This is a genomic window from Streptomyces sp. NPDC045846 (assembly GCF_056431605.1).
This window is the reverse complement of record NZ_JBWKKJ010000007.1, coordinates 43,080-65,834: the sequence shown is the minus strand read 5'-3', so window position 1 is coordinate 65,834 and position 22,755 is coordinate 43,080. Positions and strand designations below refer to the sequence as shown.

Below are 22,755 nucleotides of genomic sequence, written 5' to 3'. Positions count from 1 at the left end.
CCTCCGCGGCCGTCGCGCACCGGGGAGTCCAGCCGGACTCCGCGGTGCGGGGCGGCCGCTCCGCGTTCCGGGGCAGCACCCTTTCGATGGCTCGCATTGTTCTACTACTATGCGAACAAGGAGGCTTCGATGAATCGTGTCCGGTACCGCCTGGTGGCCATCTCCGTGCTGCCGTTTCTGCTCGCCCTGGCCGTCGACCTCACGGCGTTCGCACTCCTGCGCGGCCGCGTGCCCGACCCGATGGCCGGCCACTTCACCGCGGGCGGCAACTCCGACGGCACCCAGAGCCACACCTCGTACCTGGTCTTCGTCCTCGTCGTCCACCTCGGGCTCGCCGCCCTGTGGACGGTCGTCGCGCGGACCGCGGACCCGGTGCTGCGCGGGATGCGCTGGATGATCGGGGCCGGGTACGCGGTCGCCGGGCTGGTCGGCTACCTCATGGTCGCGGTGCTGCTCGCCAACGCCGACGCGACCGACCCCGCGCGGGTGCGGATGCCGCCGTGGCAGCTTGCCGCTGCGGTGGGCTGCGGCGCCCTCGCCGCGGGTCTCGGCTCGCTGCTCCTGCTCACCGTGCCGCTGCCCGCCGCCGCGCCGTCCCCCGGTCCCGGTGAGGCCGAGCGGCTCGATCTGGCCGAGGGCGAAGTGGCGGGCTGGATGCGCCGGGCGCCGTCGCGGGTGCTGCTCGTGACGGGCCTCGCGGTCACCGTGGTGGGCCTCGTCCTGCTGTACGCGGGCGGATGGCGCGCGGGCGTCGCCATGCTGGGCGCCGGCCTGCTCTGCCTCGCCTTCTCCCGCCCGTACGTCACCGTCGACCGGCGCGGCCTGACCGCGCGCCCGACCGTGCTGCCCTGGCCGCGGATACGGGTCCCGCTGTCCGATGTCGACCGGGCGGTCAGCCGCGAGGTCAAGATCCTGGAGGAGTACGGGGGTTGGGGCTACCGGATGCGTCCGGGCAAGTCGGGTCTGATGCTGCGCTCGGGTGAGGCGATCGTCGTGCGGCGCAGGGGCGGGCGGGAGTTCGCGGTGACCGTGGACGACTCGACGACGGCCGCCGCCCTGCTCAACACCCTGGCCCACCGCGCGGCGGGGAGGCGCTGATGCTCTTCCGTGTCGACCCCGCCTCGCCGCAGCCCCTCGGTGACCAGATCGCGGCATCGGTCCGCCGGGCCGTGGCCGAGGGCACGGTGGCCCCGGGCGAACGGCTCCCGTCGGCCCGTGCCCTCGCCGACTCCCTGGGGGTCAACCTCCATACGGTGCTGCGGGGTTACCAGCGCCTGAGGGACGAGGGGCTGATCGAGCTCCGCCGGGGACGGGGCGCGGTCGTCGTGGACGACACGGCCGCGCGCGGCCGGGCCGCGCTGATGCTGCGGGTGCGCGAACTGGTCGACCAGGCGCGGGAGTTGGGGCTCACGGAGGAGGAGGTCGTCGGGCTGGTGAGGCGGGGCCTGGCGTAGGGCGACGGCGGATGCGAGACTCGCGCGCCTAGTACGTCTGGAGCTCCACCAGGTTCCCGTCCGGATCGTGGAGGTGCGCGGCCCGCAGCCCCGGGCCCCACTCGGGCAGATCGCGCGCCCCGGCCACGACCGTGCCGCCCGCCTGCGCGCAGAGCGAGACCGCGGCGTCGAGGGCCTCCCGTGAGGCCACGTGGATCACGAGGGAGCCGCCGCCCCGCGGGACCCGGTCCTCGCCGAGCGCGGCGACCATCGCCGACCGGGTGAAGAGCGCGAGCGCGGTGCGGCCGTCGGTGGCGTCCCAACTGGCGTAGCCCGATGAGGAGTCGCCCCGTGCGAGGGTGCAGCCCGTCAGGGCGGGCAGTACGGCCTCGTAGAAGCGGAACGCGGGCTCGTAGCGGTCGACGAGAAGCCGGGGGTACGGGGGCTCCAGAGGGTCCATGCCCTCGAACCTAACCCGGAAGATGACCTTCCGCGGTGTGCCAGTAGTCACGCGTCTCGACCGCGAGCCCGTCCGGCCCGAAGCGTACGAACACGCAGCCCGCCAGGGTCACGGGCGCGTCGCCCTCGAAGGCCAGGACCCGGAACTCGGCGGCCGCCGTCCCGTCCCGGCCGACCAGCGGCTCACCGAAGCGCACCTCCTGGATCCGCTCTCCCTCGAAGGACCAGCGGAGATAGGCGGCGAGTTCCTCGCGCCCCCGGTGCGGCGGCCGGAACGGCATGGAGGTGTGGACGACATCGTCGGCGTACAGCTCCAGGATGGCCTCGACGTCGTGCCGGGCCCAGGCCGCCTCCCAGGTGCTGACGAACCGCCGGGCTGGGGCGGCTGGATCGGGGGTGTCCATGCCGTCGAGCATGCCCGCCGTCACCGCTCCGGGAACGGGGAGGGGAGCGCGGGGCGGTGCCGGCAGGCGTGCTCGGCGATCAGCCGGGCGCAGGCCATGGACTCGGCGCCGGAGGAGTCCACCTCGATGTCGTAGCGGACGCCGAGGTGGACGGACTCGGCCTGCGCGCGGGCCATGCCGGGGATCCGGTCGCCGCGGGCGGTCTCGCGTCCGGCCGCGGTGTCGGCGTCACAGCGCACCCCGACCCAGAGCACGTCGATGCCGTCGAGGGCGTGCTGCCAGCGCTTCTGCCCGTCGGCGCCGTCGAGCAGCACCTCGTCGAGCACCACGTGGGCGCCGGCCCGCACCATGGCGGCGACCCCGTGCCGCCAGGCGTCCGACAGGCGCCGGTACTCGGGGCCCACGCTCACCGACCCGTCCGCCCCGATGTCGAGCCCTTCCCCGCCGGTCCGGAGCGAAGCGGGCATGGCGGCGTCCACCGAGTCGACGCCGAACGTCAGCCAGGCCCCGGGCAGCACCGCCTGGAGGCACCGCGCGATCCCGGACTTGCCGGAACTGGACCCGCCGTTGAGCACGATCACCCGGCACCGCGGCACGTCCCTCTGATCCATCACTCCGTCAAGGTAGGCGCCCGGCCCCGACCCGGCCAACCGGTTTCCGCCGGGGCACGCACGGATGCGACGAAGGGGCCCGGCCGGAAGTCCGGCCGGGCCCCTTCTGGTCCGCTTTCCCCCGCGCGTTCACCGAACGCGCGGGGAGCCGCGAACTCGGCCCGAGTCAGGCCTTCTTGGTCTCCCAGAAGATGCGGTCGATCTCGGCGATGAGTTCGAGCGCCTTCTCGCCGGTCTTGGGGTCGGTCGACGCCTTGGCGGCCGAGAGGGCCTTCAGGGTGTCGTTGACCAGCTGGTGGAGCTGGGGGTACTTCTCGAAGTGCGGGGGCTTGAAGTAGTCGCTCCACAGCACGGAGACGTGGTGCTTCGCGAGCTCCGCGCGCTGCTCCTTGATGACCACGGCACGCGCACGGAAGTGCGGGTCCTCGTTGGCCTGGAACTTCTCCTGCACGGCCTTGACCGACTCCGCCTCGATGCGGGCCTGGGCCGGGTCGTACACACCGCAGGGCAGGTCGCAGTGCGCGCTGACCTTCACCTTGGGGGCAAACAGGCGGGAAAGCATTGAGCTGTCCTTCCTCGTGATCGTCTTCTCAGGTGGGACATTACTCGGTGAGAGACGGGATTTCGCGGGTGCCCCCATGGGCTTAGGCCAAAAGTCCAGGGTCACCATGGGACTCGTGGCGGAACGTACCGTGGGTGTGGCGGCGGGGTGCCGGTGGCCGGGAGGTGGGTGACGTATGACGGACGAGGGGCGGGAGCCGAGGGTGCCGCTGGGGATCGCCGAGGTCCTGGGGACCTCGATGGTTCCCACGCTGTTGCACGGGGACCAGCTGCTCGTGCACTACGGGGCGGAGTTGCGGGCCGGTGACGTGGCCGTGCTGCGGCACCCGTTGCAGCAGGACCTGCTCATCGTCAAACGGCTCATGGAACTGCGCGAGAGCGGCTGGTGGGTGCTGGGCGACAACACCGACGACGAGGTCGTGGACAGCCGCGCCTTCGGCGCCGTGCCGGTCGACCTCGTGCTCGGCCGGGTGCGCGGGCGCTACCGGCCGATGACGGCCGGGCGCCGACGCTCCGTGGGCTACTTGGCGTCGTGGATGCTCTCGTCGGTGCGGCCGGTGCTCTCCGACCGTTCGGTCTCCAGGCGCTTGCGGGCGCGGTAGGCGGCCACGTTGGCACGGGTCGCGCAGCGGTCCGAGCAGTAGCGGCGCGAGCGGTTGGTCGAGGTGTCCAGATAGGCGTTGCGGCAGGGCGCGGCCTGGCACAGGCCGAGCCGGTCGACGCCGTACTCCGTGAGGTGGAACGCCAGGCCCATGGAGGCGATCGCCGCGTAGCCCGCCGTCGCGTTCGACGGGTGGTCGGCCAGGTGCATGTGCCACAGCGGGCGGTCGTCCGCGTCGCGGTGTTCGTGGCCCGACACCTGGGGGCTGACCGGGAACTCCAGGAGCAGCGAGTTCAGCAGGTCGACCGCCTGGACCTCCTCGCCCCGGTCCGCCGCCTCGAAGACCGCGCGCAGCCGTGCCCGTACCGAACGGAAGCGCGTCACGTCCGCGTCCGTCGCCCGGCGGGCCGCCGACTGGTTCCCGCCGAACAGCTCACGGACCGCGTCCACCGACGTCAGCGTGTCCTTGCTGCGGGCCGGCTCCTCGGTGTTGACCAGGCGCACGGCATAGTCCGAGTAATAGGCCAGTTCCACTTGTAGTCCTTACGGCGGCGGTCTAGGGTCTGAGGTGTTCCAGGTAACGGCTGGATACCCATCGAGGGTATTACAGAGTGGCTTCCAAGGAGGGATTCCTGTGTCGGAGACGGTCACTGGGGCGGGCGAGAGCACCGACTGGCGGGGCTGGCAGGACAGCTGGGACCGGCAGCAGGAGTGGTACATGCCGGACCGTGAGGAGCGCTTCCGGGTCATGCTCGACATGGTCGAGGCCTGCGTCGGTCCCGCGCCGCGCGTGCTCGACCTCGCGTGCGGTACGGGGAGTATTACGGACAGGCTCCTCAGGAGGTTCCCGGACGCGGTCAGCACGGGTGTGGACCTGGACCCCGCGCTCCTCGCCATCGCCCGGGGCACCTTCGCCGGGGACGGGCGCGTCACCTTCGTGACCGCCGACCTCAAGGACCCGCGCTGGGTCGAGGCGCTGCCGTACGACTCCTACGACGCGGTCCTCACCGCGACCGCCCTCCACTGGCTGCACAGCGAACCGCTCACCGCGCTCTACGGGCAGGTCGCCGGGCTCGTCCGTGACGGCGGCGTGTTCATGAACGCGGACCACATGATCGACCCCGCCACCCCGCGCATCAACGCCGCCGAACGTGCCCAGCGGCACCAGCGGATGGACCGCGCCAAGGCGGAGTGCACGCTCGACTGGGCCGACTGGTGGGAGCTGGCCGCCGCGGACCCGGTGCTCGCGGAGCCGACGGCCAGGCGGTACGAGATCTACGGCGAGCACGCCGACGGCGACATGCCCTCGGTCGCCTGGCACGCCGACACCCTGCGCGCGGCCGGGTTCGCCGAGGCCCGCCCGGTGTGGGCCTCGCCCTCGGACACCCTGCTGCTCGCCCTGAAGTAGCGGCGGCCCCCAAGGGGCGTACGCGGAAGGGGGGTTACGGGCCGTCGCCCGTAACCCCCCTTTCCGTGGAGCGAGTTACAGCACCTTTGACAGGAACGACTTCGTCCGGTCGTGCTGAGGGTTCGTCAGGACGTCGCGCGGGTTGCCCGCTTCGACCACCACGCCGTCGTCCATGAAGACCAGCGAGTCGCCGACCTCGCGCGCGAAGCCCATCTCGTGGGTGACCACGATCATCGTCATGCCGTCCTCGGCGAGGCCGCGCATGACGTCCAGGACGTCGCCCACCAGCTCGGGGTCGAGCGCCGAGGTCGGCTCGTCGAAGAGCATCAGCTTCGGCTGCATCGCCAGCGCCCGGGCGATCGCCACGCGCTGCTGCTGGCCGCCGGACAGCTGCGAGGGGTAGTTGCCCGCCTTGTCGGCGAGGCCCACCCGGTCGAGCAGCTTCAGGGCCCGCTCGCGGGCCACCGCCTTCGACTCCCGCTTGACCTGGACCGGCGCCTCCATGACGTTCTCCACGGCCGTCATGTGCGGGAACAGGTTGAAGCGCTGGAAGACCATGCCGATGTCCCGGCGCTTCAGGGCGACTTCGCTGTCCTTGAGCTCGTACAGCTTGTCTCCCTTCTGCCGGTACCCGACCAGGTCGCCGTCGACGTAGAGGCGCCCGGCGTTGATCTGCTCCAGGTGGTTGATGCAGCGCAGGAAGGTCGACTTGCCGGAGCCGGACGGGCCGATCAGGCAGAACACCTCGCCCTCGGCCACCTCCAGGTCGATGCCCTTGAGGATGTGGGCGGGGCCGAACGACTTGTGGACGCCCTCCGCCTTGACCATCGGTTGTGCAGTCATGGGGTCACCGCCGCCACTGGGAGAGGGAGAGCAGGTTCGACTTGATGCGCTCCAGCGGCGTGGGCGGCAGGGCGCGCAGCGAACCTCGTGCGAAACGGCGCTCCAGGTAGTACTGGCCGATGCTGAACACACTGGTCAGGGCCAGGTACCAGAGCGAGGCGAGGAAGAGCATCTCCATCACCGCGAAGGAGGTCGCGGCGATGTCCTGGGCGCTGCGCAGCAGGTCCTGGTACTGGACCGCGACGACCAGCGACGAGGTCTTCAGCATGTTGATGAACTCGTTGCCCGTCGGCGGGATGATCACCCGCATCGACTGGGGGAGCACCACGCGGCGCATCGTCTGCGTCTGCGTCATGCCGAGCGCGTGCGAGGCCTCGGTCTGGCCCTCGTCCACCGACTGGATGCCGGCCCGGACGATCTCCGCCATGTACGCGCCCTCGTTCAGGCCGAGGCCGAGGAGGGCGGCGAGGAACGGCGTCATGACCGCGGTCATGTAGTCCTTGTAGAACCCGAGGTTCAGGATCGGGAAGATCAGCGCCAGGTTGAACCAGATCAGCAGCTGCACATAGACCGGGGTGCCGCGGAAGAACCAGATGTACAGCCAGGCGACCGAGCTGGTCACCGGGTTCTTCGAGAGCCGCATCACGGCGAACAGCACACCGAGCACCAGGCCCACGGCCATGGAGACGACGCTGATGAGCACCGTGTGCCACAGGCCGGTCAGGATGCTGGCGTCGAACAGCTTGTCCGTGACGGTCGCCCAGCGCACGTTGCCCTGGGAGAACGCGTACCCGAGCGCGCCGAGCACGGCGACGACGAGGACGGCACTGACCCAGCGGCCGTAGTGGCGGACCGGGATGGCACGGATGATGTCCGGGGGGACCTGCTCCGGGGCGGCGTCCGCCGGACCGGAGGGGGTCTTGTCGAGCTTGTCAGTCACAGCGACTGCCCTTCAGTGGTGCGGGGGTCAGGAGCCGCCGTTGATGGCTGCCTTGGTGACGGCGCCCTGCGCGCCGCCCCACTTGTCGATGGCCGTCTTGTACGTGCCGTCCTTGATGATCGCGTCAAGGGCCTGCGACAGGGCGTCGCGCAGCTGGGTGTTCTTCTTGTCCACCGCGATGCCGAACGGGCCCGCGTCCGAGGGGTTGGCCACCGACTCGAAGTCGGCGCCGCCGCCCGCGGTCTTCGCGATGTACGCGGCGACCGGGGAGTCGTTGAGGTCGGCGACCGCGCCGCCGGCCTTGACGCGGGTCTGCGCCTCGGCGTCGGTGGCGAACGCCTCGAAGGCCAGCTCGCCCTTGCCGCCCGACTTGCACTTGGCGGCGAGGTCCTTGGCGGCCTGCTCGTAGGTGGTGCCACGCTGCACGGCGATCTTCTTGCCGCACAGGTCGTCGGTGGACTTGATGCCCTCCGGGTTGCCCTTCTTGACCAGGATGCCGGTGCTCGCGGTGTAGTAGTCGACGAAGTCGACGCCCGTACCGGTCTTCTTGCCGCTGTCGTCAAGGCCCTGCTGGCGCTTCTTGGTGTCGCTCACCGAGGACATGACCGCGTCGTAGCGGCCGGTCGGCAGCGCACCGAGCAGGGTGTCGAAGGTGCCGCTGGTGAACTCGAACTTCACGCCGAGCTGCTTGCCCAGAGCGGCGGCGATGTCGGGGTCGATGCCGACGATGCTCTCGCCCTGCTTGAACTCCATGGGCGCGTAGGTGGCGTCCGTCCCGACCTTGATGACGCCGGCCTTCTGGATGTTCGCGGGCAGCTTGGAGAAGAGCGGGGCGGACTTCGAGGCCCCGCCCGAGGACTCGGGGGCCGAGCCCTTCTTCGTCTGGTCACCGCAGCCGGTGACCAGCAGGGCGCCCGCGACCGCGATCGCGCCGACCGCGGCAATCCGGGACTTGGAGGCGGTCGTACGGCGGGTGGTGCTTGCGGTCATGGTCGGGTTCCTCCGGCAGATGTTGAGTGGAGTGGCCATGGAGTGCGTACGAAATCGACGACGCACAGGTCCTGGGCGGTGGTCGTGCACGCATCCTCGGGTGTCGCGACCGCGGTGTGAACCGCGTGTGAAGTCGCATCTTGCCATTCGGACCCCGGGAATCAGGGTCGCAGCCATGTCAAAATCGGATAACGGGTCACCCCCCGAACCCCAACAGGCCCGTACGCCAAGGGCCGACTGGCCGGACCATGTGCGGGCAGTGTCCGCGCAGGCCGCAGATTCTCCGGTTCATCTCGCGTTGTGGACACGTTTCATGCCGCGTAAACGACTTGTCGTGACATCGCACCAGGAGTCGTGTCACGGTACGGAGGCCGCTTGCGGCGGAGCGTCCACGCTGGGCCAATATGGACTCGTCGGCGGACGTCTCTGTCCGGTAAGAAGGATCCTTACACCCCTCATCCGGGGCTCAGGGCGCGTGTGCGGCGCGCCCGCGCGTACGTACCTCCTCCCCGCGGGGCGGGCCAACCGCCCTCAGCGGGGCACGTACGCGGGTCCGCCCACCCCTCCTCAACAAGGAGTGGCCACCCTCAACTGATGAAGACTTAAGGGGTCAACACAATGGCAGCGGAGATCGTCAATCCTCGCAGCGACAGCAGCACGGAGGGTTCCGACGAGCCCTTCGACCCGGCCTTCGCGCTCCACCGCGGCGGCAAGATGGCCGTGCAGGCCACCGTGCCGATCCGCGACAAGGACGACCTGTCCCTCGCGTACACGCCCGGCGTCGCCAAGGTGTGCAGCGCGATCGCGGACAACCCGGAGCTGGTCCACGACTACACCTGGAAGTCGCAGGTGGTCGCCGTCGTGACGGACGGTACCGCGGTGCTCGGCCTCGGTGACATCGGCCCGGAGGCGTCCCTCCCGGTCATGGAGGGCAAGGCGATCCTCTTCAAGCAGTTCGGCGGCGTCGACGCGGTTCCGATCGCGCTCGCGACCACCGACACGGACGAGATCATCGAGACGGTCGTCCGGCTCGCCCCGTCCTTCGGCGGGGTGAACCTGGAGGACATCTCCGCCCCGCGCTGCTTCGAGATCGAGCGCCGGCTCCAGGAGGCCCTGGACATCCCGGTCTTCCACGACGACCAGCACGGCACGGCCGTGGTCACCCTGGCCGCCCTGCGCAACGCCGCCAGGCTCACCGGGCGCACGCTCGGCGACCTGCGCGCGGTGATCTCCGGGGCCGGTGCGGCCGGTGTCGCCATCGCCAAGTTCCTGCTGGAAGCGGGCCTGGGCGACGTGGCGGTCGCGGACCGCAAGGGCATCGTGAGCAGCGACCGGACCGACCTGACGGACGTCAAGCGCGAGCTCGCGGAGCTCACCAACAAGGCGGGCCTGTCCGGCTCCCTGGAGACCGCGCTCGCGGGCGCCGACGTCTTCATCGGCGTCTCCGGCGGTACGGTCCCCGAGCCCGCGGTCGCCTCCATGGCGCCGGGTGCCTTCGTCTTCGCGATGGCCAACCCGAACCCCGAGGTGCACCCCGACATCGCGCACAAGTACGCCGCTGTCGTGGCCACCGGCCGCTCGGACTACCCGAACCAGATCAACAACGTGCTCGCCTTCCCCGGCATCTTCGCGGGCGCCCTCCAGGTCCGGGCCTCCCGGATCACCGAGGGCATGAAGATCGCCGCGGCGAACGCGCTGGCCGACGTCGTGGGCGACCAGCTCGCCGCCGACTACGTCATCCCCTCGCCGTTCGACGAGCGGGTCGCCCCGGCCGTCACGGCGGCGGTGGCCGCGGCCGCGCGCGCCGAGGGCGTGGCGCGCCGGTAGGCACGTTCCGGGCATCCGCCCGCCGAGCCGTGCCGGGCCCTCCTCCGGGGGAGCCCGGCACGGCTTTCGCCGTTCCTCCCGGCGTGCGGGGCGTCACAGCCGTGGGAGGTTCCGGCGGCCGGGCCGCGCGCCCTATCGTCAGGGCCATGTTCGCCGCCTACGCCGCCCGCATCGACCGTGACCAGCCGCTCAGCGGCCTTGAGTTGGGGGAGCGGCCTGCCCCCGAGGTACGCCCCGGCTGGACCCTGATCGACGTACGGGCCGCCTCCCTCAACCACCACGACGTCTGGTCGCTGCGCGGCGTCGGGCTCACCGAGGACAAGCTGCCGATGATCCTCGGCTGCGACGCGGCCGGGGTCGACCAGGACGGCAACGAGGTGGTCCTGCACTCGGTGATCGGCCAGACCGGCCACGGCGTCGGCCCCGCCGAGGGCCGCTCGATCCTCACCGAGAAGTACCAGGGCACCTTCGCCGAGCAGGTCGCCGTGCCCACCTGGAACGTGCTGCCCAAGCCGAAGGAGCTGAGCTTCGCGGAGGCGGCCTGCATGCCGACCGCCTGGCTGACGGCGTACCGGATGCTGTTCACCAACGCCGGGGTGCGGCCCGGGGATTCGGTGCTGGTGCAGGGCGCGGGCGGAGGCGTGGCCACCGCCGCGATCGTGCTGGGCAAGGCGGCGGGCCTGCGGGTCTTCGCCACCAGCCGCGACGAGCACAAGCGCAAGCGGGCCGTGGAGCTGGGCGCCGTCGACGCGTTCGAGCCGGGTGCGCGGCTGCCGCAGCGGGTCGACGCGGTGATCGAGACGGTGGGCGCCGCGACCTGGTCCCACTCGGTCAAGTCCCTTCGCCCCGGCGGCACTCTGGTGATCTCGGGCGCCACCAGTGGCGACCGCCCCGCGCACGCCGAGCTGACCCGCATCTTCTTCCTGGAGCTCAAGGTCGTGGGCTCGACGATGGGCACGAAGGACGAGCTGGAGGACCTGCTGGCGTTCTGCTCGGCGACGGGCGTACGTCCCGTCATCGACGAAGTGCTCCCGCTGGACCGGGCCCGCGAGGGCTTCGAGAAGGTGGCGTCCGGGGACCTCTTCGGGAAGGTGGTTCTGACCACGCGCTGATCCGGGGCGGGGCTGTCGGTGGCCGCGGTACCGCGTGTACGGCCGTGCGCGCGTGCACGGCCGTGCGCCGGTCGGGTCTCGCTTCGTCTGCGGGTCCGCTGTGGCTGGTCGCGCAGTTCCCCGCGCCCCTGGCGGGGTGCGGTGCCGCCGGGGCGCGGATGCTCGTGCTCCCTGGTGGGGTGTGGTGCTGCCGTGCTGCGGATTGTCGCGGTCCCTGGCGGGGTGCGGTGTCGCCGCGCCGCACCGGCCCCGCGCACCCTGGCAGGGACGCGGGGCCAGGGGTGGGTCAGTTCTTGTCGGGGTGCAGGGTTGTGGCGATCCGGGTTGCCGCTGTCGCCAAGTGGCGGCGGGCCTCCTGGAGTTGGGGGGCCGTCACGCCGTGGTCCCTGGCCGCGTCCCGGATGTCGTCCCGGAAGCGGTCGAGGAGGCGGTCGAGGTCCCGTGCGGGGTTGTGGGACGGCTCCTCGCGCGCCCACTCCGGTTCCGGCCCGGCCGTGGCGTCCGGCTTGCCCAGGTCCACCCGCTCGACCTCGACCTCCGTCCCGGACGCGGGCGGCTGGCCGAAGCCGAAGCGGCCCAGCTCCTTGGTGATCTCCGCGAGACCCTCGCGCACCCCCGTCGGCCAGTCGCCGCGGGCGAAGTGCTCCTGCACCTGGCGCTGCACGTCACGGGCGACCCGCTGCATCTCCTCGCGCGCCTTCTCCTGCGCCTCCTTGGCCTGGCGGCGGGCCTGCTGGGCCTCGTCGCGGGCCCGGCGGGACTCGTCCTTCGCCCGCCGCGCCTGTTCCTTCCACTCCTGCTTGGCCCGCTTGAACTCGTCCTTCGCCTGCTGCCAGGCCTCGCGGTCGCCCCAGGCGCCGTCGAAGAAGTCGGAGGCCTCGGGGAACCCCTTCCGGGCGCCCCGGGCCCCGGCCGCCGAAGCCTGCCCCGTACGGGCTTCGCGGGCCGCCCGGCGCATGTCGTCGCGTACGCTGCCCGCCGCACCGCGTACGTCGTCGCGGATCTCGGCGGCGAGTTCGGAGACGGACTCGCGGATCTCCAGCTCCAGGTCGGCGAGTTCACCGCCCCGGCCCGCCAACTCCGCGCGGCCCGCGTCGGTGATCGAGTACACCTTGCGGCCGCCCTCGGTGGTGTGCGTGACGAGCCCCTCGGCCTCCAGCTTGGCGAGCCGCGGGTAGACGGTGCCCGCGCTCGGCGCGTACAGCCCCTGGAAGCGCTCCTCGAGGAGGCGGATCACCTCGTACCCGTGGCGCGGAGCCTCGTCGAGGAGCTTGAGGAGGTAGAGGCGGAGGCGGCCGTGGGCGAAGACGGGGGGCATGTCAGAGCACCTTCTTGGTCGAGCCGGCCGGGCCGGACTGGTCGTCGGCGGGGGAGGAGGCGCCCTCGGGCGCCGGGCCCCCGGAAGTCGCGTCACCGGCGGGCGGGTCCTCGCCGGGTGCGTCCCCGAACGGCGGCTCCTCGTCCGCGGGCCTGCGCAGCAGCGCGATCGAGCCGGAGACCGTGGTCGCCCTGAGCGTGCCGTTGCCCGCCCCCAGTGTGCCGGTGATCTTCTTCGTGCCCCAATTCCCGCTGACCCGCAGGTCCTCGAAGGCGTTGGAGACGGCCCCGCTGGCGGTGTTGGCCTCGACCCGCGCGTCGGCCGGGTGCGGCAGCCGGATCGCGACCTCGCCCGAGACCGTGGTCAGCCGGATGTCGGTCGCCTCGGCCGTGGGGTCCAGGTCGAGCAGCATGTCGCCGCTCACCGACTCGGCCGCCACCCGGCCCCCGGCCCCCTCGATGACGGTCAGGTCGCCGGAGACCGACTTGAAGCGGAGCTCGCCGGTGACGGCCTGGGCCTCCAGGTTCCCGGTGACGCTCTCGGCGCGGACCGGCCCGGCGAGCTTGACCAGGGTGGTGTCGCCGCTGACGCCGCGCACCTCCGTGCGCCCCCGGATCCCCGAGACCACCGCCCCCGCGCCGACCATGCCGACCTCGACGTCCGCGCCGGCCGGTACCGCGAGCGAGACCACCGCGCTGCGGTTCCAGCCCTGGGGGTCGAGCCATTTGAGGAAGCCGCGCCAGGGCAGGTCCTCGTAGCCGATGGTGAGCGTGGGCCCGTCCCGCGTCACGATCAGCGGGGGCCCCTCGACCGAGGAGACCTCCAGGCGCGCGGAACTTTCCTCGGTCCCCACCACGTTCACTGTTCCGTTGACGACGCGCACCTGGAGCTTCGTCACCGGCTCGTCGGCATCGTCGAAGGTGAGCTTCCGCGAGTCGGGCACGGCCCACGTGGACTCGGACATGTGCTGACCTCCTGGGGCGCTGGGAGTGAGTACGGCGAGACGCAACATATCGCGTCTCTCGTTAGACACGATATATCGCGCTTGGGCAATGTCAAGGCGCGGCCGTGGAGGCGGGGCGGCGGGCGGCGGCCCTCCCCCGGGCGCCGGGCATCGCGTGCGGGGACCAACAGGGCGAAATCGGGACAGAAATGGCCTAGCGTATGGATCATGCCCGTCGCCCCGCCCGCCACCCCCGGAGCCCTGCTCCTCTGCCGCGCCGAACCCCCGGTGGTCCGCCCGGTCGCCCACCTGCTGCGCGAGCCGATGCTGCTCGCCCCGGCGGGCGACGGCTGGAGCGTGCTGGTCCCGGCCGCCAAACCCTGGCTGACCGGCGCCGATCCCGTGGACCAGGTGCTCGCGGGCTGGGCCGGGGCGCTGACCGTCGCGGCGGGCTGGCCCGCGATCGCGCTGTGGTGGGACGACGCCCGGGCGGGTTACACCCTGGCCTCGGGCTTCCGCCGCACGGTCGGCTACGTCTGGCTGTCCGACGGCACCCCGCTCGGCGAGGACGAGGCGATGCGCACGTTCGCGGCCCGGCTCGGCCTCGACCCCGTACATGACGTGGAGGCGCTCGGCGGGCTGACCCGGCCGGACACGGCGGCCGACGCCCGGGCCCGGCTCCTCGGTCTGATCGCGATCCTGGCCCGCACGGGCGTGGCCCTGCCCACCGGGCTCACCCCGGGCGAACCGGCCGACCGGCTGCGCTCGGTGGGCGCGGCCCAGGGCGCCGAGACGATCGAGTGGTCCGGCTGGCGCGATGCGGTGCGCGCCGAACTCGACGCGGTCGAGGAGAGCCCGCTCGGCCCCTGGGTGCGCGGCCCCAAGGCGCGCCTCCTGGGCGCCGCCCAACTCGCCGCGGGCCTCCCGCTCACGGCCTGGGGCCTGAGCCGGCGCAGCGGCGGCTGGACGACGGCGGGCGCGATCCTGATCGCCCACGGGGTGCTGAGCCTCGCGTACGACCGGATGCGCGCCCGGGCCGGCGGCTGACGCGTATTACGCGTTCATGCCACCGGCTGGTGTCAGCGGAACCGCGGTCCGCGCGGGCCGGGCCCGCCGGGGGCCTCGGACCGCGCGCGATCACGGTTCGCCCGGCTCACTCGTCGTCGTCCTCTTCGTCGTCGAGGCGCGCGAGCCACGTGGCGAGGCGCTCGACCGGGACCTCGAAGTCCGGGTTCAGGTCGACGAAGGTGCGCAGCTGCTCGGCGAGCCACTCGAAGGTGACCTCCTCCTCGCCCCGCCGCTTCTCCAGCTCCTCGATGCCGCGGTCGGTGAAGTACACAACATGCTCCTGGGACGCCGTACCGGATGTTCGCCCTTCAGCGTATCCGGCGGTCGCGGGCGGTTTCGCCCTCGGGCGCGGGCTCGGTGGCCCCGCCCGAGGACGCCCCCCGCTCCGCCCGCCGCCCGGTTCGGCGTCGGGGGCGCGACCGGACTCGGGCCGCGTGCGGAACGAGCGCGGAGGGCCCCTCCGCGCGCCCTCCTCTTTGCCGCTGCTTTGTCTCCGCATGGGGTGGCCGTCGCCGCATCGCTGATACGTTCCCGATCGCTTGTGTCCAGGGGTGGGGGATTCGGTGAAGATCCAGATGTACAAAATGCGGCACATGGCGCTGGTCAGCGCTGGTGCCGTCGCGATATTCGGCTGGCTCGCCGCCGACGAGTACGGGAAGGTCGACGAACGGGGGACCGTCGGCGCGTACGCGATCTATGTGATGGTCGGGCTCGCCGCTGTGTTCGTGGTGCAGCGCTGCCTGTTGCTGCCCTCGCGGGTGTGGGTGCGCGTCGGGGACGGCACGCTGGCGTGGAGGACGCACAAGTCGCTCCTGAAGCAGGAGGTTTCGCCGTCCGGGGAGGTGGCTCTGGACGATGTCGTCGCGGCGGCCGTGATCGAGCAGAAGCCCACCACGCGGGTGCTGTGGACCCGGCGGCAGATCGAGATGCGGGCGGTCCGGCTGGAGTTGAGGAGCGGCGAGAGGGTCGTGCTGCCGATACGCGGGATGGCCGCGTATCTCGGCGCGGCGTCGCCGTTCCGGCAGCTGGTCGATGAACTGGGGCGACAGCGGCCCGAGTTGACGCACGAGCTCAGCGCCGCCGCGTAACAGTGGCGCGGTGGTACCGCCGTCCGCATGCTCGCGGGCGGCTTTCCTCTCATGTTCCGGAGCCGTTCTTGAAGGTCCAGATATTCACGATGCGCCAAGCGGTGAGCGCGTCGGTTTTCGTGGGTGGCGTCCTGTTCGCCCTTGCCGTGAGTCTTTCGTCCGTGATCGCGCAGAGCGTCCTGGGAGGCATCGCGGTTCTCCTGGTCGTCCGGTTCCTGTGCCTGCCCTCCCAGGGGTGGGTGCGCATCGACGCCGCATCCATCGCGTGGCGGACGCCGCGGGCCGGTGTGAAGCACGGGCTCCCGCGGTCCGGGTCGGTGGCGTTGGCGGACGTCGCCTCGGCGGCCATGGTCAAGCAGACGGTGACGGTCCGGCCCCTCGGGGCGTCCAAGCAGCTGGAGATGCGGGGCGTGCGGCTCACCCTGCGGAGCGGGGACAGCGTCATGCTGCCGACCCGCGCCGCGGTCACCAACGTGAGCGCCGAGTCACCGCTCAGGCGGCTCGTCGACGAACTGCGGCGTCAGCACCCCGAGTTGGCGTCCGGGCTCGTCGTGCCGACCATGTGAGCGGTCCGGGTCGTGGTTCGCCGGACGCGCGCGGGGTACTCGCGGCGGTCATGGGCCGCGGGCCGATCGGCGTCCATGATCGGGATTTGCCGGGGGCCGTACGACGTTGTGTGGGTACGGGACGGCTGACGGAGGTGGCTTCGGATGTTCGGTGGGCTCGACGAGCTGTTCGCACCAGGGCGGCGGCACACGGAAGAGGAGCGCCGTCGTCAGGAGATCACGCTCGACGAGGTCGGCGACTCCGATCCCGGGCGCGGACCGATAGACCTGGCCAGCGGAAGCGTGGTCATACGCCTGCCCCAGGCCGGGGACGCCGCGCACGCGGACGAGGCCGAGGGCGATGACGTGCCCGGGGGCGACGACGCGGCCTGAGGGCCGGTAGGGCAGGCACCCGCCCCTGAAGGCTGGTGCGCGCGCGGCCCGTACGCCGAAGGGCCCGGCATCCCCACCCTGGGGATGCCGGGCCCTTCGCGTGCCTACGGCCGGTACGGAGTCCGGTGCGGCGCAGCGGGCCGCAGGGGCGCGGTGACCGCGCCCCTCGCGGAGCGCCTACGCCTCGAAGACCTCGTTCACCAGCTGCTCCTGCTCCTGCTCGTGGCGCTTCTTCGAGCCCACGGCCGGGGACGAGCCGTGCGGACGCGAGATGCGGCGCAGGCGCTCGCCGTGCGGCACGTCCGCGCCGACGGCCAGGTCCAGGTGGTCGATCAGGTTGAGCGCGATGAACGGCCAGGCACCCTGGTTCGCCGGCTCCTCCTGGGCCCACAGGTACTTCTCGGCGTTCGGGAACTTGGCGATCTCCGCCTGGAGCTCGGCACCCGGCAGCGGGTACAGGCGCTCGATGCGGATGATCGCCGTGTCGTTCGCACCGCGCTTGTCGCGCTCGGCGGCCAGGTCGTAGTAGACCTTGCCCGCGCAGAACACGACCTTGCGGACCGCGTTCGCGTCCACGTGCTCGTCGCCGATCACCGGGCGGAAGCCGCCGTTGGTGAACTCCTCGGCCTTCGACGCCGCGGCCTTCAGACGCAGCATCGACTTCGGGGTGAAGACGATGAGCGGCTTGTGGTGCGGGTTGTGGACCTGCCAGCGCAGCAGGTGGAAGTAGTTCGACGGCAGCGTCGGCATGGCGACCGTCATGTTGTTCTGCGCGCACATCTGGAGGAAGCGCTCCGGGCGGGCGGACGAGTGGTCCGGGCCCTGGCCCTCGTAGCCGTGCGGCAGCAGCAGGGTGACGCCGGAGGTCTGGCCCCACTTCTGCTCGGCGGAGGAGATGAACTCGTCCACGACCGTCTGGGCGCCGTTGACGAAGTCGCCGAACTGCGCCTCCCACATCACCAGGGACTCGGGACGGGCCAGCGAGTAGCCGTACTCGAAGCCCATCGCCGCGTACTCGGAGAGCAGCGAGTCGTAGACGTTGTAGCGCGCCTGCTCGTCGGAGAGGTACATCAGCGGGGTGTAGTCCTCGCCGGTGACCTGGTCGACCAGGACCGCGTGGCGCTGGCCGAAGGTGCCGCGGCGGGTGTCCTGGCCGGACAGCCGGACCGGGACGCCCTCCATGAGCAGCGAGCCGATGGCCAGGGTCTCGCCCATGCCCCAGTCGATCGTGCCGTCCTCGACGGAGGCGGCGCGGCGCTGCATCTGCGGCATCAGACGCGGGTGCACGGTGATCCGCTCGGGGATGTTCACCTGCGACTCGGCGATGCGCTTGACGACCTCCTGGGAGACCGCCGTGTTGACCGCGACCGGGAACTGGGCCTGCGTGTCCGAGGAGTGGATCTCGCCCGGCGCCGAGGTGGCCTCGCGGACCTCCGCGAACACCTTCTCCAGCTGGCCCTGGAAGTCCTGGAGCGCCTGCTCCGCCTCTTCCAGGGTGATGTCGCCGCGACCGATGAGCGACTCGGTGTAGAGCTTGCGCACCGAGCGCTTCTTGTCGATCAGGTTGTACATCTGCGGGTTGGTGAACTGCGGGTTGTCGCCCTCGTTGTGACCGCGGCGGCGGTAGCAGATGAGGTCGATCACGACGTCCTTGTTGAACGTCTGGCGGAACTCGAAGGCCAGGCGGGCCACGCGGACCACGGCCTCCGGGTCGTCGCCGTTCACGTGGATGATCGGCGCCTCGATCATGCGGGCCACGTCGGTGGCGTACATGGAGGAGCGCGACGACTCCGGGGCGGCGGTGAAGCCGACCTGGTTGTTGATCACGATGTGGACCGTGCCGCCGGTGCGGTAGCCGCGCAGCTGCGACATGTTCAGGGTCTCGGCGACGACACCCTGGCCCGCGAAGGCCGCGTCACCGTGCAGGGCGACGGGCAGGACCGTGAAGTCCGTGCCGCCCTTGTTGATGACGTCCTGCTTGGCGCGGGCGACACCTTCGAGGACCGGGTCGACGGCCTCCAGGTGCGAGGGGTTCGCGACGAGCGAGACCTTGATCTGCTCGCCGTCCAGACCGGTGAAGGTGCCCGAGGCGCCCAGGTGGTACTTCACGTCGCCGGAGCCGTGCATCGACTTCGGGTCGAGGTTGCCCTCGAACTCGCGGAAGATCTGCGCGTACGACTTGCCCACGATGTTGGCGAGCACGTTCAGGCGGCCGCGGTGGGCCATGCCGATGACGACCTCGTCCAGGCGCGACTCGGCGGCGCTGTCGATGACGGCGTCGAGCAGCGGGATGACCGACTCGCCGCCTTCGAGCGAGAAGCGCTTCTGGCCGACGTACTTGGTCTGAAGGAACGTCTCGAACGCCTCGGCGGCGTTCAGGCGGCGCAGGATGCGCAGCTGCTCCTCGCGCTCCGGCTTGGAGTGCGAGCGCTCGACGCGGTCCTGGATCCACTTGCGCTGCTTGGGGTCCTGGATGTGCATGAACTCGATGCCGGTGGTGCGGCAGTACGAGTCGCGCAGGACGCCGAGGACGTCGCGCAGCTTCATCAGGGTCTTGCCGGCGAAGCCGCCGACCGCGAACTCCCGCTCCAGGTCCCACAGGGTGAGGCCGTGCTCGGTGATGTCCAGGTCGGGGTGCTTGCGCTGGCGGTACTCCAGCGGGTCGGTGTCGGCCATGACGTGGCCGCGGACCCGGTAGGAGTGGATCAGCTCGAAGACGCGGGCGGCCTTCGTGACGTCGTCGTCGTGCGAGGCGTCGATGTCCTTGAGCCAGCGGACCGGCTCGTAGGGGATGCGCAGGGCCTCGAAGATGTCGTCGTAGAAGCCGCTGTCGCCGAGCAGCAGGTTGGCGACGATGCGCAGGAACTCGCCGGAGGCGGCGCCCTGGATGACCCGGTGGTCGTACGTCGAGGTGAGGGTCATCACCTTCGAGATGCCCAGCTTGTTCAGGGTGTCCTGGGAGGTGCCCTGGAACTCGGCCGGGTAGTCCATCGAGCCGACGCCCATGATGACCGACTGCCCGGGCATCAGACGCGGCACCGAGTGCACGGTGCCGAGGCCGCCGGGGTTGGTCAGCGAGACGGTGACGCCCGTGAAGTCGTCCATCGTCAGCTTGTTGTTGCGGGCGCGGCGGACGATGTCCTCGTACGCCTGCCAGAACTCGAAGAAGTTGAGCGTCTCGGCCTTCTTGATGCCCGCGACGACGAGCTGGCGGTCGCCGTTGGGCTTCACCAGGTCGATGGCGAGGCCGAAGTTCACGTGCTCCGGCTTGACCAGCGTCGGCTTGCCGTCCTTCTCGACGAACGCGTAGTTCATCGACGGCATGGCCTTGATCGCCTGCACCATCGCGTAGCCGATGAGGTGGGTGAAGGAGACCTTCCCGCCCCGGGCGCGCTTGAGGTGGTTGTTGATGACGATGCGGTTGTCGAACAGCAGCTTCACCGGGACGGCGCGCACGGACGTGGCCGTCGGCATCTCCAGCGAGGCGTTCATGTTCTTGGCGACCGCGGCGGCGGGGCCGCGCAGCGTCACGTACTCGGGCCCGGCGGGAGCCTCGGTGGCCTCGGTCGCCTTGGGGGCGGCCTTGGCAGCGGGCTTCGCGGGCGCGGCCGCGGGCTTGGCCGGAGCGGGCGCGGCGGCCTTGGCCGGTGCCGGAGCGGCGGCCGGGGTGGCCGGTGCCGCGGGCGCCGGGGCGGCCTGGGCCGGGGCGGCGGGCGCGGCCGGAGCGGCGGCGGCAGGCGCGGCTGCCGGGGCCGCGGTGGGAGCACCCTGAACAGGGTTGTCCGCCGTGCCGGTGGCGCCCGGCTTGTAGTCGGCGAAGAAGTCCCACCAGGCACGGTCGACCGAATTGGGGTCCTGGAGGTACTGCTGATAGATCTCGTCGACAAGCCACTCATTGGCACCAAAGCCGGCCGCAGGGTTCTTGCCCTGCCCGTCTTGGTCGGTCGAGACGCTCGAATTACTGGGGGACTGAGACGACACGGCGGTAACCGCCCTCTTCCGCTTCACAAGGTGATGGACAGCGGAAATAAAGGCTACGCCTCCCTGGCCTGGACGTGCAGGCCGGGCATGCCACAGTCGCGTAAGTCACATCGGAACCCTGGTTTCAGGGCGCGAAATGGCGGGAAACAAGCGTGGTTCCGCTCCTGCGCGAGCCCCTTCGGGTACGCGACAGTGCGGCCACGGCCCGCTGGACCGCACCCCGGAACGACCTCTTCTGCCGAAGACCACGCAGAACGGCCGCTTCCGGTTCGAACTTTACGTCAACTTTGCTGCCGGGGGGTGCCCGGGAGGGTGACCTGGATCCGGCAGCCCCGGGCGGATTCGGCCACGCCGATCCGGCCACCGTGAAGATCCACCGCCCAGCGCGCGATGGCGAGGCCGAGCCCCGTGCCGCCGTCGCTGCCCGGGCCGTGCGGAGAGGGGGCGGTGCCGCGGTTGAACCGTTCGAAGACCCGGTGCCACTCCGACTGCGGTATGCCGGGCCCCTCGTCCAGGACCTCGAGATCGAGCGACTCGGGCTGCGGGCCGCGCCGGGCCCGCACCGTCACGCGGCCGTGCGGCGGGGAGTGCTTGACGGCGTTGTCGATGAGATTCGCCACTACCTGGTGCAGCCGCTCCGCGTCCGCGTGCGCGGTCAGCTCGGGCGGCGAGACGTCGAGGTGGAGGTGGACGTCGGCGCGCTGGTGGTTGCCCGAGCCGGAGGACAGCTTGCGCTGGGCGGCCGCCAGGTTGGCCTCCTTGAGGACGCCCGACAGGTACGGCCACACCTCGAAGCGGTGGGCCCGCAGGGTCACCACGCCGTTGTCCAGGCGGGAGAGGTCGAGGAGCGTCTCGACCAGGCGGCCCAGGCGCTCGGTCTGCTTGAGGGCCGTGCGCATCGTCTCGGGGTCGGCGGCGGAGACCCCGTCCACCACGTTCTCCAGGACCGCCCGCAGCGCCGCGATGGGCGTGCGCAGCTCGTGCGAGACATTCGCCACGAGTTCCTTGCGGTGCCGGTCCACGGCCTCCAGGTCGTCGGCCATGCGGTTGATGGTGCCCGCGAGGTCGCCGAGCTCGTCGCGCCGGTCGGCGCCGCGCACCCGGCGCGTGTAGTCCCCGTGCGAGATGGCGCGGGCCACGGTGTTCATCTCGTCCAGCGGGGCGGTGAGCCCGTGCGCGACGAACTGGGTGATCAGCAGGGTCGCTATCACCGAGAAGACGGTGATGAAGCGCAGTTCGGTGCGGGTCTGCAGGGCCACCATGAGCAGCCCGGTGGTGATGAAGACGGAGACCACGACCAGCGTGCCGAGCTTCGTCTTGATCGATATGGAGACCGAGCGCAGCCCGGCCGCGACCCGGCCGCGCAGTCCTCGCCCGGCCCTCGCCCACCTGCCCCGTCTGGCCGGCTCGTCCCAGCCGGGCCGCTCGCCGCTGCCGCGCAGCTGCCGGGCCCGGTCTCCGGCCCGGCTCATGGCGCCGGGGTCTCCAGCGCGTAGCCGACGCCGTGGACCGTACGGATGCGCTCGGCCCCGATCTTCCGGCGCAGCGCCTTGATGTGGCTGTCCACGGTCCGGGTGCCGGACGCGTCGGCCCAGTCCCACACCTCGGCGAGCAGCTGCTCGCGGGAGAGCACCGCGCGCGGCGTGTTCGCCAGGCAGCTCAGCAGGTCGAACTCGGTCGGCGTCAGGTGCACGTCCTCGCCGCGCACCCGGACCCGGCGCTGCGCGTGGTCGATCTCCAGCTCGCCGAGGCGGAGTATGCCCGTGCGCGGTGTGGTGGCGGCCAGCGCGGCCCGCTCCACCCGGCGCAGCAGGACGTGCACCCGGGCCGCCAGCTCGCGCATCGAGAACGGCTTGGTCATGTAGTCGTCCGCGCCGACGCCGAGCCCGACCAGCATGTCCGTCTCGTCGTCGCGGGCCGTCAGCATGAGGACCGGCACGGGCCGACGGGCCTGGACCCGGCGGCAGACCTCCAGGCCGTCGAAGCCCGGCAGCATGATGTCGAGGACCATCAGGTCCGGCTGCCAGGCCTCGGCCGTGTCGACGGCGGCGGGGCCGTCGACGGCCGTCTGCACCTGGAAGCCCTCGGCCCGCAGACGGGCCGCGATGGCGTCGACGATCGTCGTGTCGTCCTCGACGACCAGCACCCTGCGCTGGGCGCCGGGGGTCGCCGCGACGCCGTTGTGGCCGGTGTGTGTCTGCTCCATCGGTTGCCCCGCCCTGACTGTGCT

General features: G+C 71.5%; 24 protein-coding genes. 10 read left to right on the top strand and 14 right to left on the bottom strand.

Features of this window, described 5'->3' with window-relative positions; all coding sequences use genetic code 11:
* Positions 1-129: 129 nt before the first annotated feature.
* Positions 130-1,098, top strand: coding sequence for a DUF1648 domain-containing protein (locus AC07F3_RS20555; protein WP_479115919.1), 969 nt, complete (start codon positions 130-132; stop codon positions 1,096-1,098).
* Positions 1,098-1,454 (top strand): GntR family transcriptional regulator, encoded by a 357-nt coding sequence (locus AC07F3_RS20550; protein WP_479115918.1) that lies wholly within the window; start codon positions 1,098-1,100, stop codon positions 1,452-1,454. The genes AC07F3_RS20555 and AC07F3_RS20550 overlap by 1 nt, the downstream gene beginning before the upstream one ends.
* 28 nt (positions 1,455-1,482) lie before the next feature.
* Here AC07F3_RS20550 and AC07F3_RS20545 read toward each other — a convergent pair whose 3' ends face one another.
* From AC07F3_RS20545 to sodN, 4 genes are all read right to left on the bottom strand, one after another.
* Positions 1,483-1,893, bottom strand: a complete 411-nt coding sequence (locus AC07F3_RS20545) for a VOC family protein (protein WP_479115917.1) — start codon at positions 1,891-1,893, stop codon at positions 1,483-1,485.
* 10 nt (positions 1,894-1,903) lie between these two features.
* Positions 1,904-2,296, bottom strand: a complete 393-nt coding sequence (locus AC07F3_RS20540; RefSeq protein ID WP_479115916.1) for a nuclear transport factor 2 family protein — start codon at positions 2,294-2,296, stop codon at positions 1,904-1,906.
* Between the two features lie 20 nt (positions 2,297-2,316).
* Positions 2,317-2,907 carry a chloramphenicol phosphotransferase CPT gene (gene cpt, locus AC07F3_RS20535; RefSeq protein WP_479115915.1) on the bottom strand — a complete coding sequence of 197 codons (591 nt, stop codon included), beginning with the start codon at positions 2,905-2,907 and terminating at the stop codon, positions 2,317-2,319.
* A gap of 166 nt (positions 2,908-3,073) precedes the next feature.
* On the bottom strand, positions 3,074-3,469 hold the full coding sequence (sodN, locus tag AC07F3_RS20530) for a superoxide dismutase, Ni (protein WP_067163856.1): 396 nt from the start codon (positions 3,467-3,469) through the stop codon (positions 3,074-3,076).
* Between the two features lie 175 nt (positions 3,470-3,644).
* On the opposite strand from sodN, the gene sodX reads away from it, so the two are divergent.
* Positions 3,645-4,070, top strand: coding sequence for a nickel-type superoxide dismutase maturation protease (sodX, locus tag AC07F3_RS20525; protein WP_114041481.1), 426 nt, complete (start codon positions 3,645-3,647; stop codon positions 4,068-4,070).
* On the opposite strand, the gene AC07F3_RS20520 is transcribed toward sodX, so the two are convergent.
* Positions 3,989-4,603: a CGNR zinc finger domain-containing protein gene (locus tag AC07F3_RS20520; RefSeq protein WP_479115914.1), complete on the bottom strand. Its 615-nt coding sequence runs from the start codon at positions 4,601-4,603 to the stop codon at positions 3,989-3,991. The two genes, sodX and AC07F3_RS20520, sit on opposite strands and share 82 nt — an antisense overlap.
* A 184-nt stretch (positions 4,604-4,787) precedes the next feature.
* On the opposite strand from AC07F3_RS20520, the gene AC07F3_RS20515 reads away from it, so the two are divergent.
* Positions 4,788-5,477 carry a class I SAM-dependent methyltransferase gene (locus tag AC07F3_RS20515; protein ID WP_479116263.1) on the top strand — a complete coding sequence of 230 codons (690 nt, stop codon included), beginning with the start codon at positions 4,788-4,790 and terminating at the stop codon, positions 5,475-5,477.
* Positions 5,478-5,552: 75 nt separating this feature from the next.
* Here the strand turns inward: AC07F3_RS20515 and AC07F3_RS20510 are convergent, their stop codons facing one another.
* Genes AC07F3_RS20510 through AC07F3_RS20500 form a run of 3 tightly spaced genes read right to left on the bottom strand, consistent with a single transcriptional unit; the run spans position 5,553 to position 8,250 of the window.
* Entirely contained in the window at positions 5,553-6,320 is a 768-nt protein-coding gene (locus AC07F3_RS20510) for an amino acid ABC transporter ATP-binding protein (protein ID WP_053730660.1), read from the bottom strand.
* Between the two features lie 4 nt (positions 6,321-6,324).
* Positions 6,325-7,260 carry an amino acid ABC transporter permease gene (locus tag AC07F3_RS20505; protein ID WP_479115913.1) on the bottom strand — a complete coding sequence of 312 codons (936 nt, stop codon included), beginning with the start codon at positions 7,258-7,260 and terminating at the stop codon, positions 6,325-6,327.
* Positions 7,261-7,287: 27 nt separating this feature from the next.
* Positions 7,288-8,250, bottom strand: coding sequence for an ABC transporter substrate-binding protein (locus AC07F3_RS20500; RefSeq protein WP_479115912.1), 963 nt, complete (start codon positions 8,248-8,250; stop codon positions 7,288-7,290).
* Positions 8,251-8,868: 618 nt separating this feature from the next.
* Between AC07F3_RS20500 and AC07F3_RS20495 the strand changes: the two genes are divergently transcribed.
* Positions 8,869-10,077, top strand: a complete 1,209-nt coding sequence (locus tag AC07F3_RS20495; RefSeq protein WP_479115911.1) for an NAD(P)-dependent malic enzyme — start codon at positions 8,869-8,871, stop codon at positions 10,075-10,077.
* A gap of 146 nt (positions 10,078-10,223) precedes the next feature.
* On the top strand, positions 10,224-11,189 hold the full coding sequence (locus AC07F3_RS20490) for a zinc-binding dehydrogenase (protein ID WP_479115910.1): 966 nt from the start codon (positions 10,224-10,226) through the stop codon (positions 11,187-11,189).
* A gap of 286 nt (positions 11,190-11,475) precedes the next feature.
* Here AC07F3_RS20490 and AC07F3_RS20485 read toward each other — a convergent pair whose 3' ends face one another.
* Both AC07F3_RS20485 and AC07F3_RS20480 read right to left on the bottom strand, forming a co-directional pair.
* Entirely contained in the window at positions 11,476-12,507 is a 1,032-nt protein-coding gene (locus tag AC07F3_RS20485) for a PadR family transcriptional regulator (RefSeq protein WP_479115909.1), read from the bottom strand.
* Position 12,508: 1 nt separating this feature from the next.
* On the bottom strand, positions 12,509-13,471 hold the full coding sequence (locus AC07F3_RS20480; protein ID WP_479115908.1) for a DUF4097 family beta strand repeat-containing protein: 963 nt from the start codon (positions 13,469-13,471) through the stop codon (positions 12,509-12,511).
* Between the two features lie 207 nt (positions 13,472-13,678).
* Between AC07F3_RS20480 and AC07F3_RS20475 the strand changes: the two genes are divergently transcribed.
* Positions 13,679-14,497, top strand: a complete 819-nt coding sequence (locus tag AC07F3_RS20475) for a hypothetical protein (RefSeq protein ID WP_479115907.1) — start codon at positions 13,679-13,681, stop codon at positions 14,495-14,497.
* A 106-nt stretch (positions 14,498-14,603) separates the two neighbouring features.
* Here the strand turns inward: AC07F3_RS20475 and AC07F3_RS20470 are convergent, their stop codons facing one another.
* On the bottom strand, positions 14,604-14,789 hold the full coding sequence (locus AC07F3_RS20470; protein ID WP_114041492.1) for a DUF6104 family protein: 186 nt from the start codon (positions 14,787-14,789) through the stop codon (positions 14,604-14,606).
* Positions 14,790-15,081: 292 nt separating this feature from the next.
* On the opposite strand from AC07F3_RS20470, the gene AC07F3_RS20465 reads away from it, so the two are divergent.
* The 3 genes from AC07F3_RS20465 (at position 15,082) to AC07F3_RS20455 (ending at position 16,544) form a co-directional block, all read left to right on the top strand.
* Positions 15,082-15,606: a hypothetical protein gene (locus AC07F3_RS20465; RefSeq protein ID WP_479115906.1), complete on the top strand. Its 525-nt coding sequence runs from the start codon at positions 15,082-15,084 to the stop codon at positions 15,604-15,606.
* Between the two features lie 68 nt (positions 15,607-15,674).
* Positions 15,675-16,172: a hypothetical protein gene (locus AC07F3_RS20460; protein WP_479115905.1), complete on the top strand. Its 498-nt coding sequence runs from the start codon at positions 15,675-15,677 to the stop codon at positions 16,170-16,172.
* A gap of 144 nt (positions 16,173-16,316) precedes the next feature.
* Positions 16,317-16,544 carry a DUF6191 domain-containing protein gene (locus AC07F3_RS20455; protein WP_479115904.1) on the top strand — a complete coding sequence of 76 codons (228 nt, stop codon included), beginning with the start codon at positions 16,317-16,319 and terminating at the stop codon, positions 16,542-16,544.
* Positions 16,545-16,721: 177 nt separating this feature from the next.
* On the opposite strand, the gene AC07F3_RS20450 is transcribed toward AC07F3_RS20455, so the two are convergent.
* From AC07F3_RS20450 to AC07F3_RS20440, 3 genes are all read right to left on the bottom strand, one after another.
* Complete coding sequence (locus tag AC07F3_RS20450) at positions 16,722-20,525, bottom strand: multifunctional oxoglutarate decarboxylase/oxoglutarate dehydrogenase thiamine pyrophosphate-binding subunit/dihydrolipoyllysine-residue succinyltransferase subunit (RefSeq protein ID WP_479115903.1); 3,804 nt, start codon at positions 20,523-20,525, stop codon at positions 16,722-16,724.
* 281 nt (positions 20,526-20,806) lie between these two features.
* Positions 20,807-21,997, bottom strand: a complete 1,191-nt coding sequence (locus tag AC07F3_RS20445) for a HAMP domain-containing sensor histidine kinase (protein ID WP_479115902.1) — start codon at positions 21,995-21,997, stop codon at positions 20,807-20,809.
* On the bottom strand, positions 21,994-22,731 hold the full coding sequence (locus AC07F3_RS20440) for a response regulator transcription factor (protein ID WP_053730675.1): 738 nt from the start codon (positions 22,729-22,731) through the stop codon (positions 21,994-21,996). Before AC07F3_RS20440 ends, AC07F3_RS20445 begins: the two co-directional genes overlap by 4 nt.
* Positions 22,732-22,755 lie beyond the last annotated feature (24 nt).

Coding starts and splice junctions, on each gene's coding strand:
- AC07F3_RS20555 (WP_479115919.1), top strand. CDS start 130: ATGAATCGTGTCCGGTACCGCCTGGTGGCCATCTCCGTGCTGCCGTTT.
- AC07F3_RS20550 (WP_479115918.1), top strand. CDS start 1,098: ATGCTCTTCCGTGTCGACCCCGCCTCGCCGCAGCCCCTCGGTGACCAG.
- AC07F3_RS20545 (WP_479115917.1), bottom strand. CDS start 1,893: ATGGACCCTCTGGAGCCCCCGTACCCCCGGCTTCTCGTCGACCGCTAC.
- AC07F3_RS20540 (WP_479115916.1), bottom strand. CDS start 2,296: ATGGACACCCCCGATCCAGCCGCCCCAGCCCGGCGGTTCGTCAGCACC.
- cpt (WP_479115915.1), bottom strand. CDS start 2,907: ATGGATCAGAGGGACGTGCCGCGGTGCCGGGTGATCGTGCTCAACGGC.
- sodN (WP_067163856.1), bottom strand. CDS start 3,469: ATGCTTTCCCGCCTGTTTGCCCCCAAGGTGAAGGTCAGCGCGCACTGC.
- sodX (WP_114041481.1), top strand. CDS start 3,645: ATGACGGACGAGGGGCGGGAGCCGAGGGTGCCGCTGGGGATCGCCGAG.
- AC07F3_RS20515 (WP_479116263.1), top strand. CDS start 4,788: ATGCCGGACCGTGAGGAGCGCTTCCGGGTCATGCTCGACATGGTCGAG.
- AC07F3_RS20510 (WP_053730660.1), bottom strand. CDS start 6,320: ATGACTGCACAACCGATGGTCAAGGCGGAGGGCGTCCACAAGTCGTTC.
- AC07F3_RS20500 (WP_479115912.1), bottom strand. CDS start 8,250: ATGACCGCAAGCACCACCCGCCGTACGACCGCCTCCAAGTCCCGGATT.
- AC07F3_RS20495 (WP_479115911.1), top strand. CDS start 8,869: ATGGCAGCGGAGATCGTCAATCCTCGCAGCGACAGCAGCACGGAGGGT.
- AC07F3_RS20490 (WP_479115910.1), top strand. CDS start 10,224: ATGTTCGCCGCCTACGCCGCCCGCATCGACCGTGACCAGCCGCTCAGC.
- AC07F3_RS20485 (WP_479115909.1), bottom strand. CDS start 12,507: ATGCCCCCCGTCTTCGCCCACGGCCGCCTCCGCCTCTACCTCCTCAAG.
- AC07F3_RS20480 (WP_479115908.1), bottom strand. CDS start 13,471: ATGTCCGAGTCCACGTGGGCCGTGCCCGACTCGCGGAAGCTCACCTTC.
- AC07F3_RS20475 (WP_479115907.1), top strand. CDS start 13,679: ATGCCCGTCGCCCCGCCCGCCACCCCCGGAGCCCTGCTCCTCTGCCGC.
- AC07F3_RS20455 (WP_479115904.1), top strand. CDS start 16,317: ATGTTCGGTGGGCTCGACGAGCTGTTCGCACCAGGGCGGCGGCACACG.
- AC07F3_RS20445 (WP_479115902.1), bottom strand. CDS start 21,997: ATGAGCCGGGCCGGAGACCGGGCCCGGCAGCTGCGCGGCAGCGGCGAG.
- AC07F3_RS20440 (WP_053730675.1), bottom strand. CDS start 22,731: ATGGAGCAGACACACACCGGCCACAACGGCGTCGCGGCGACCCCCGGC.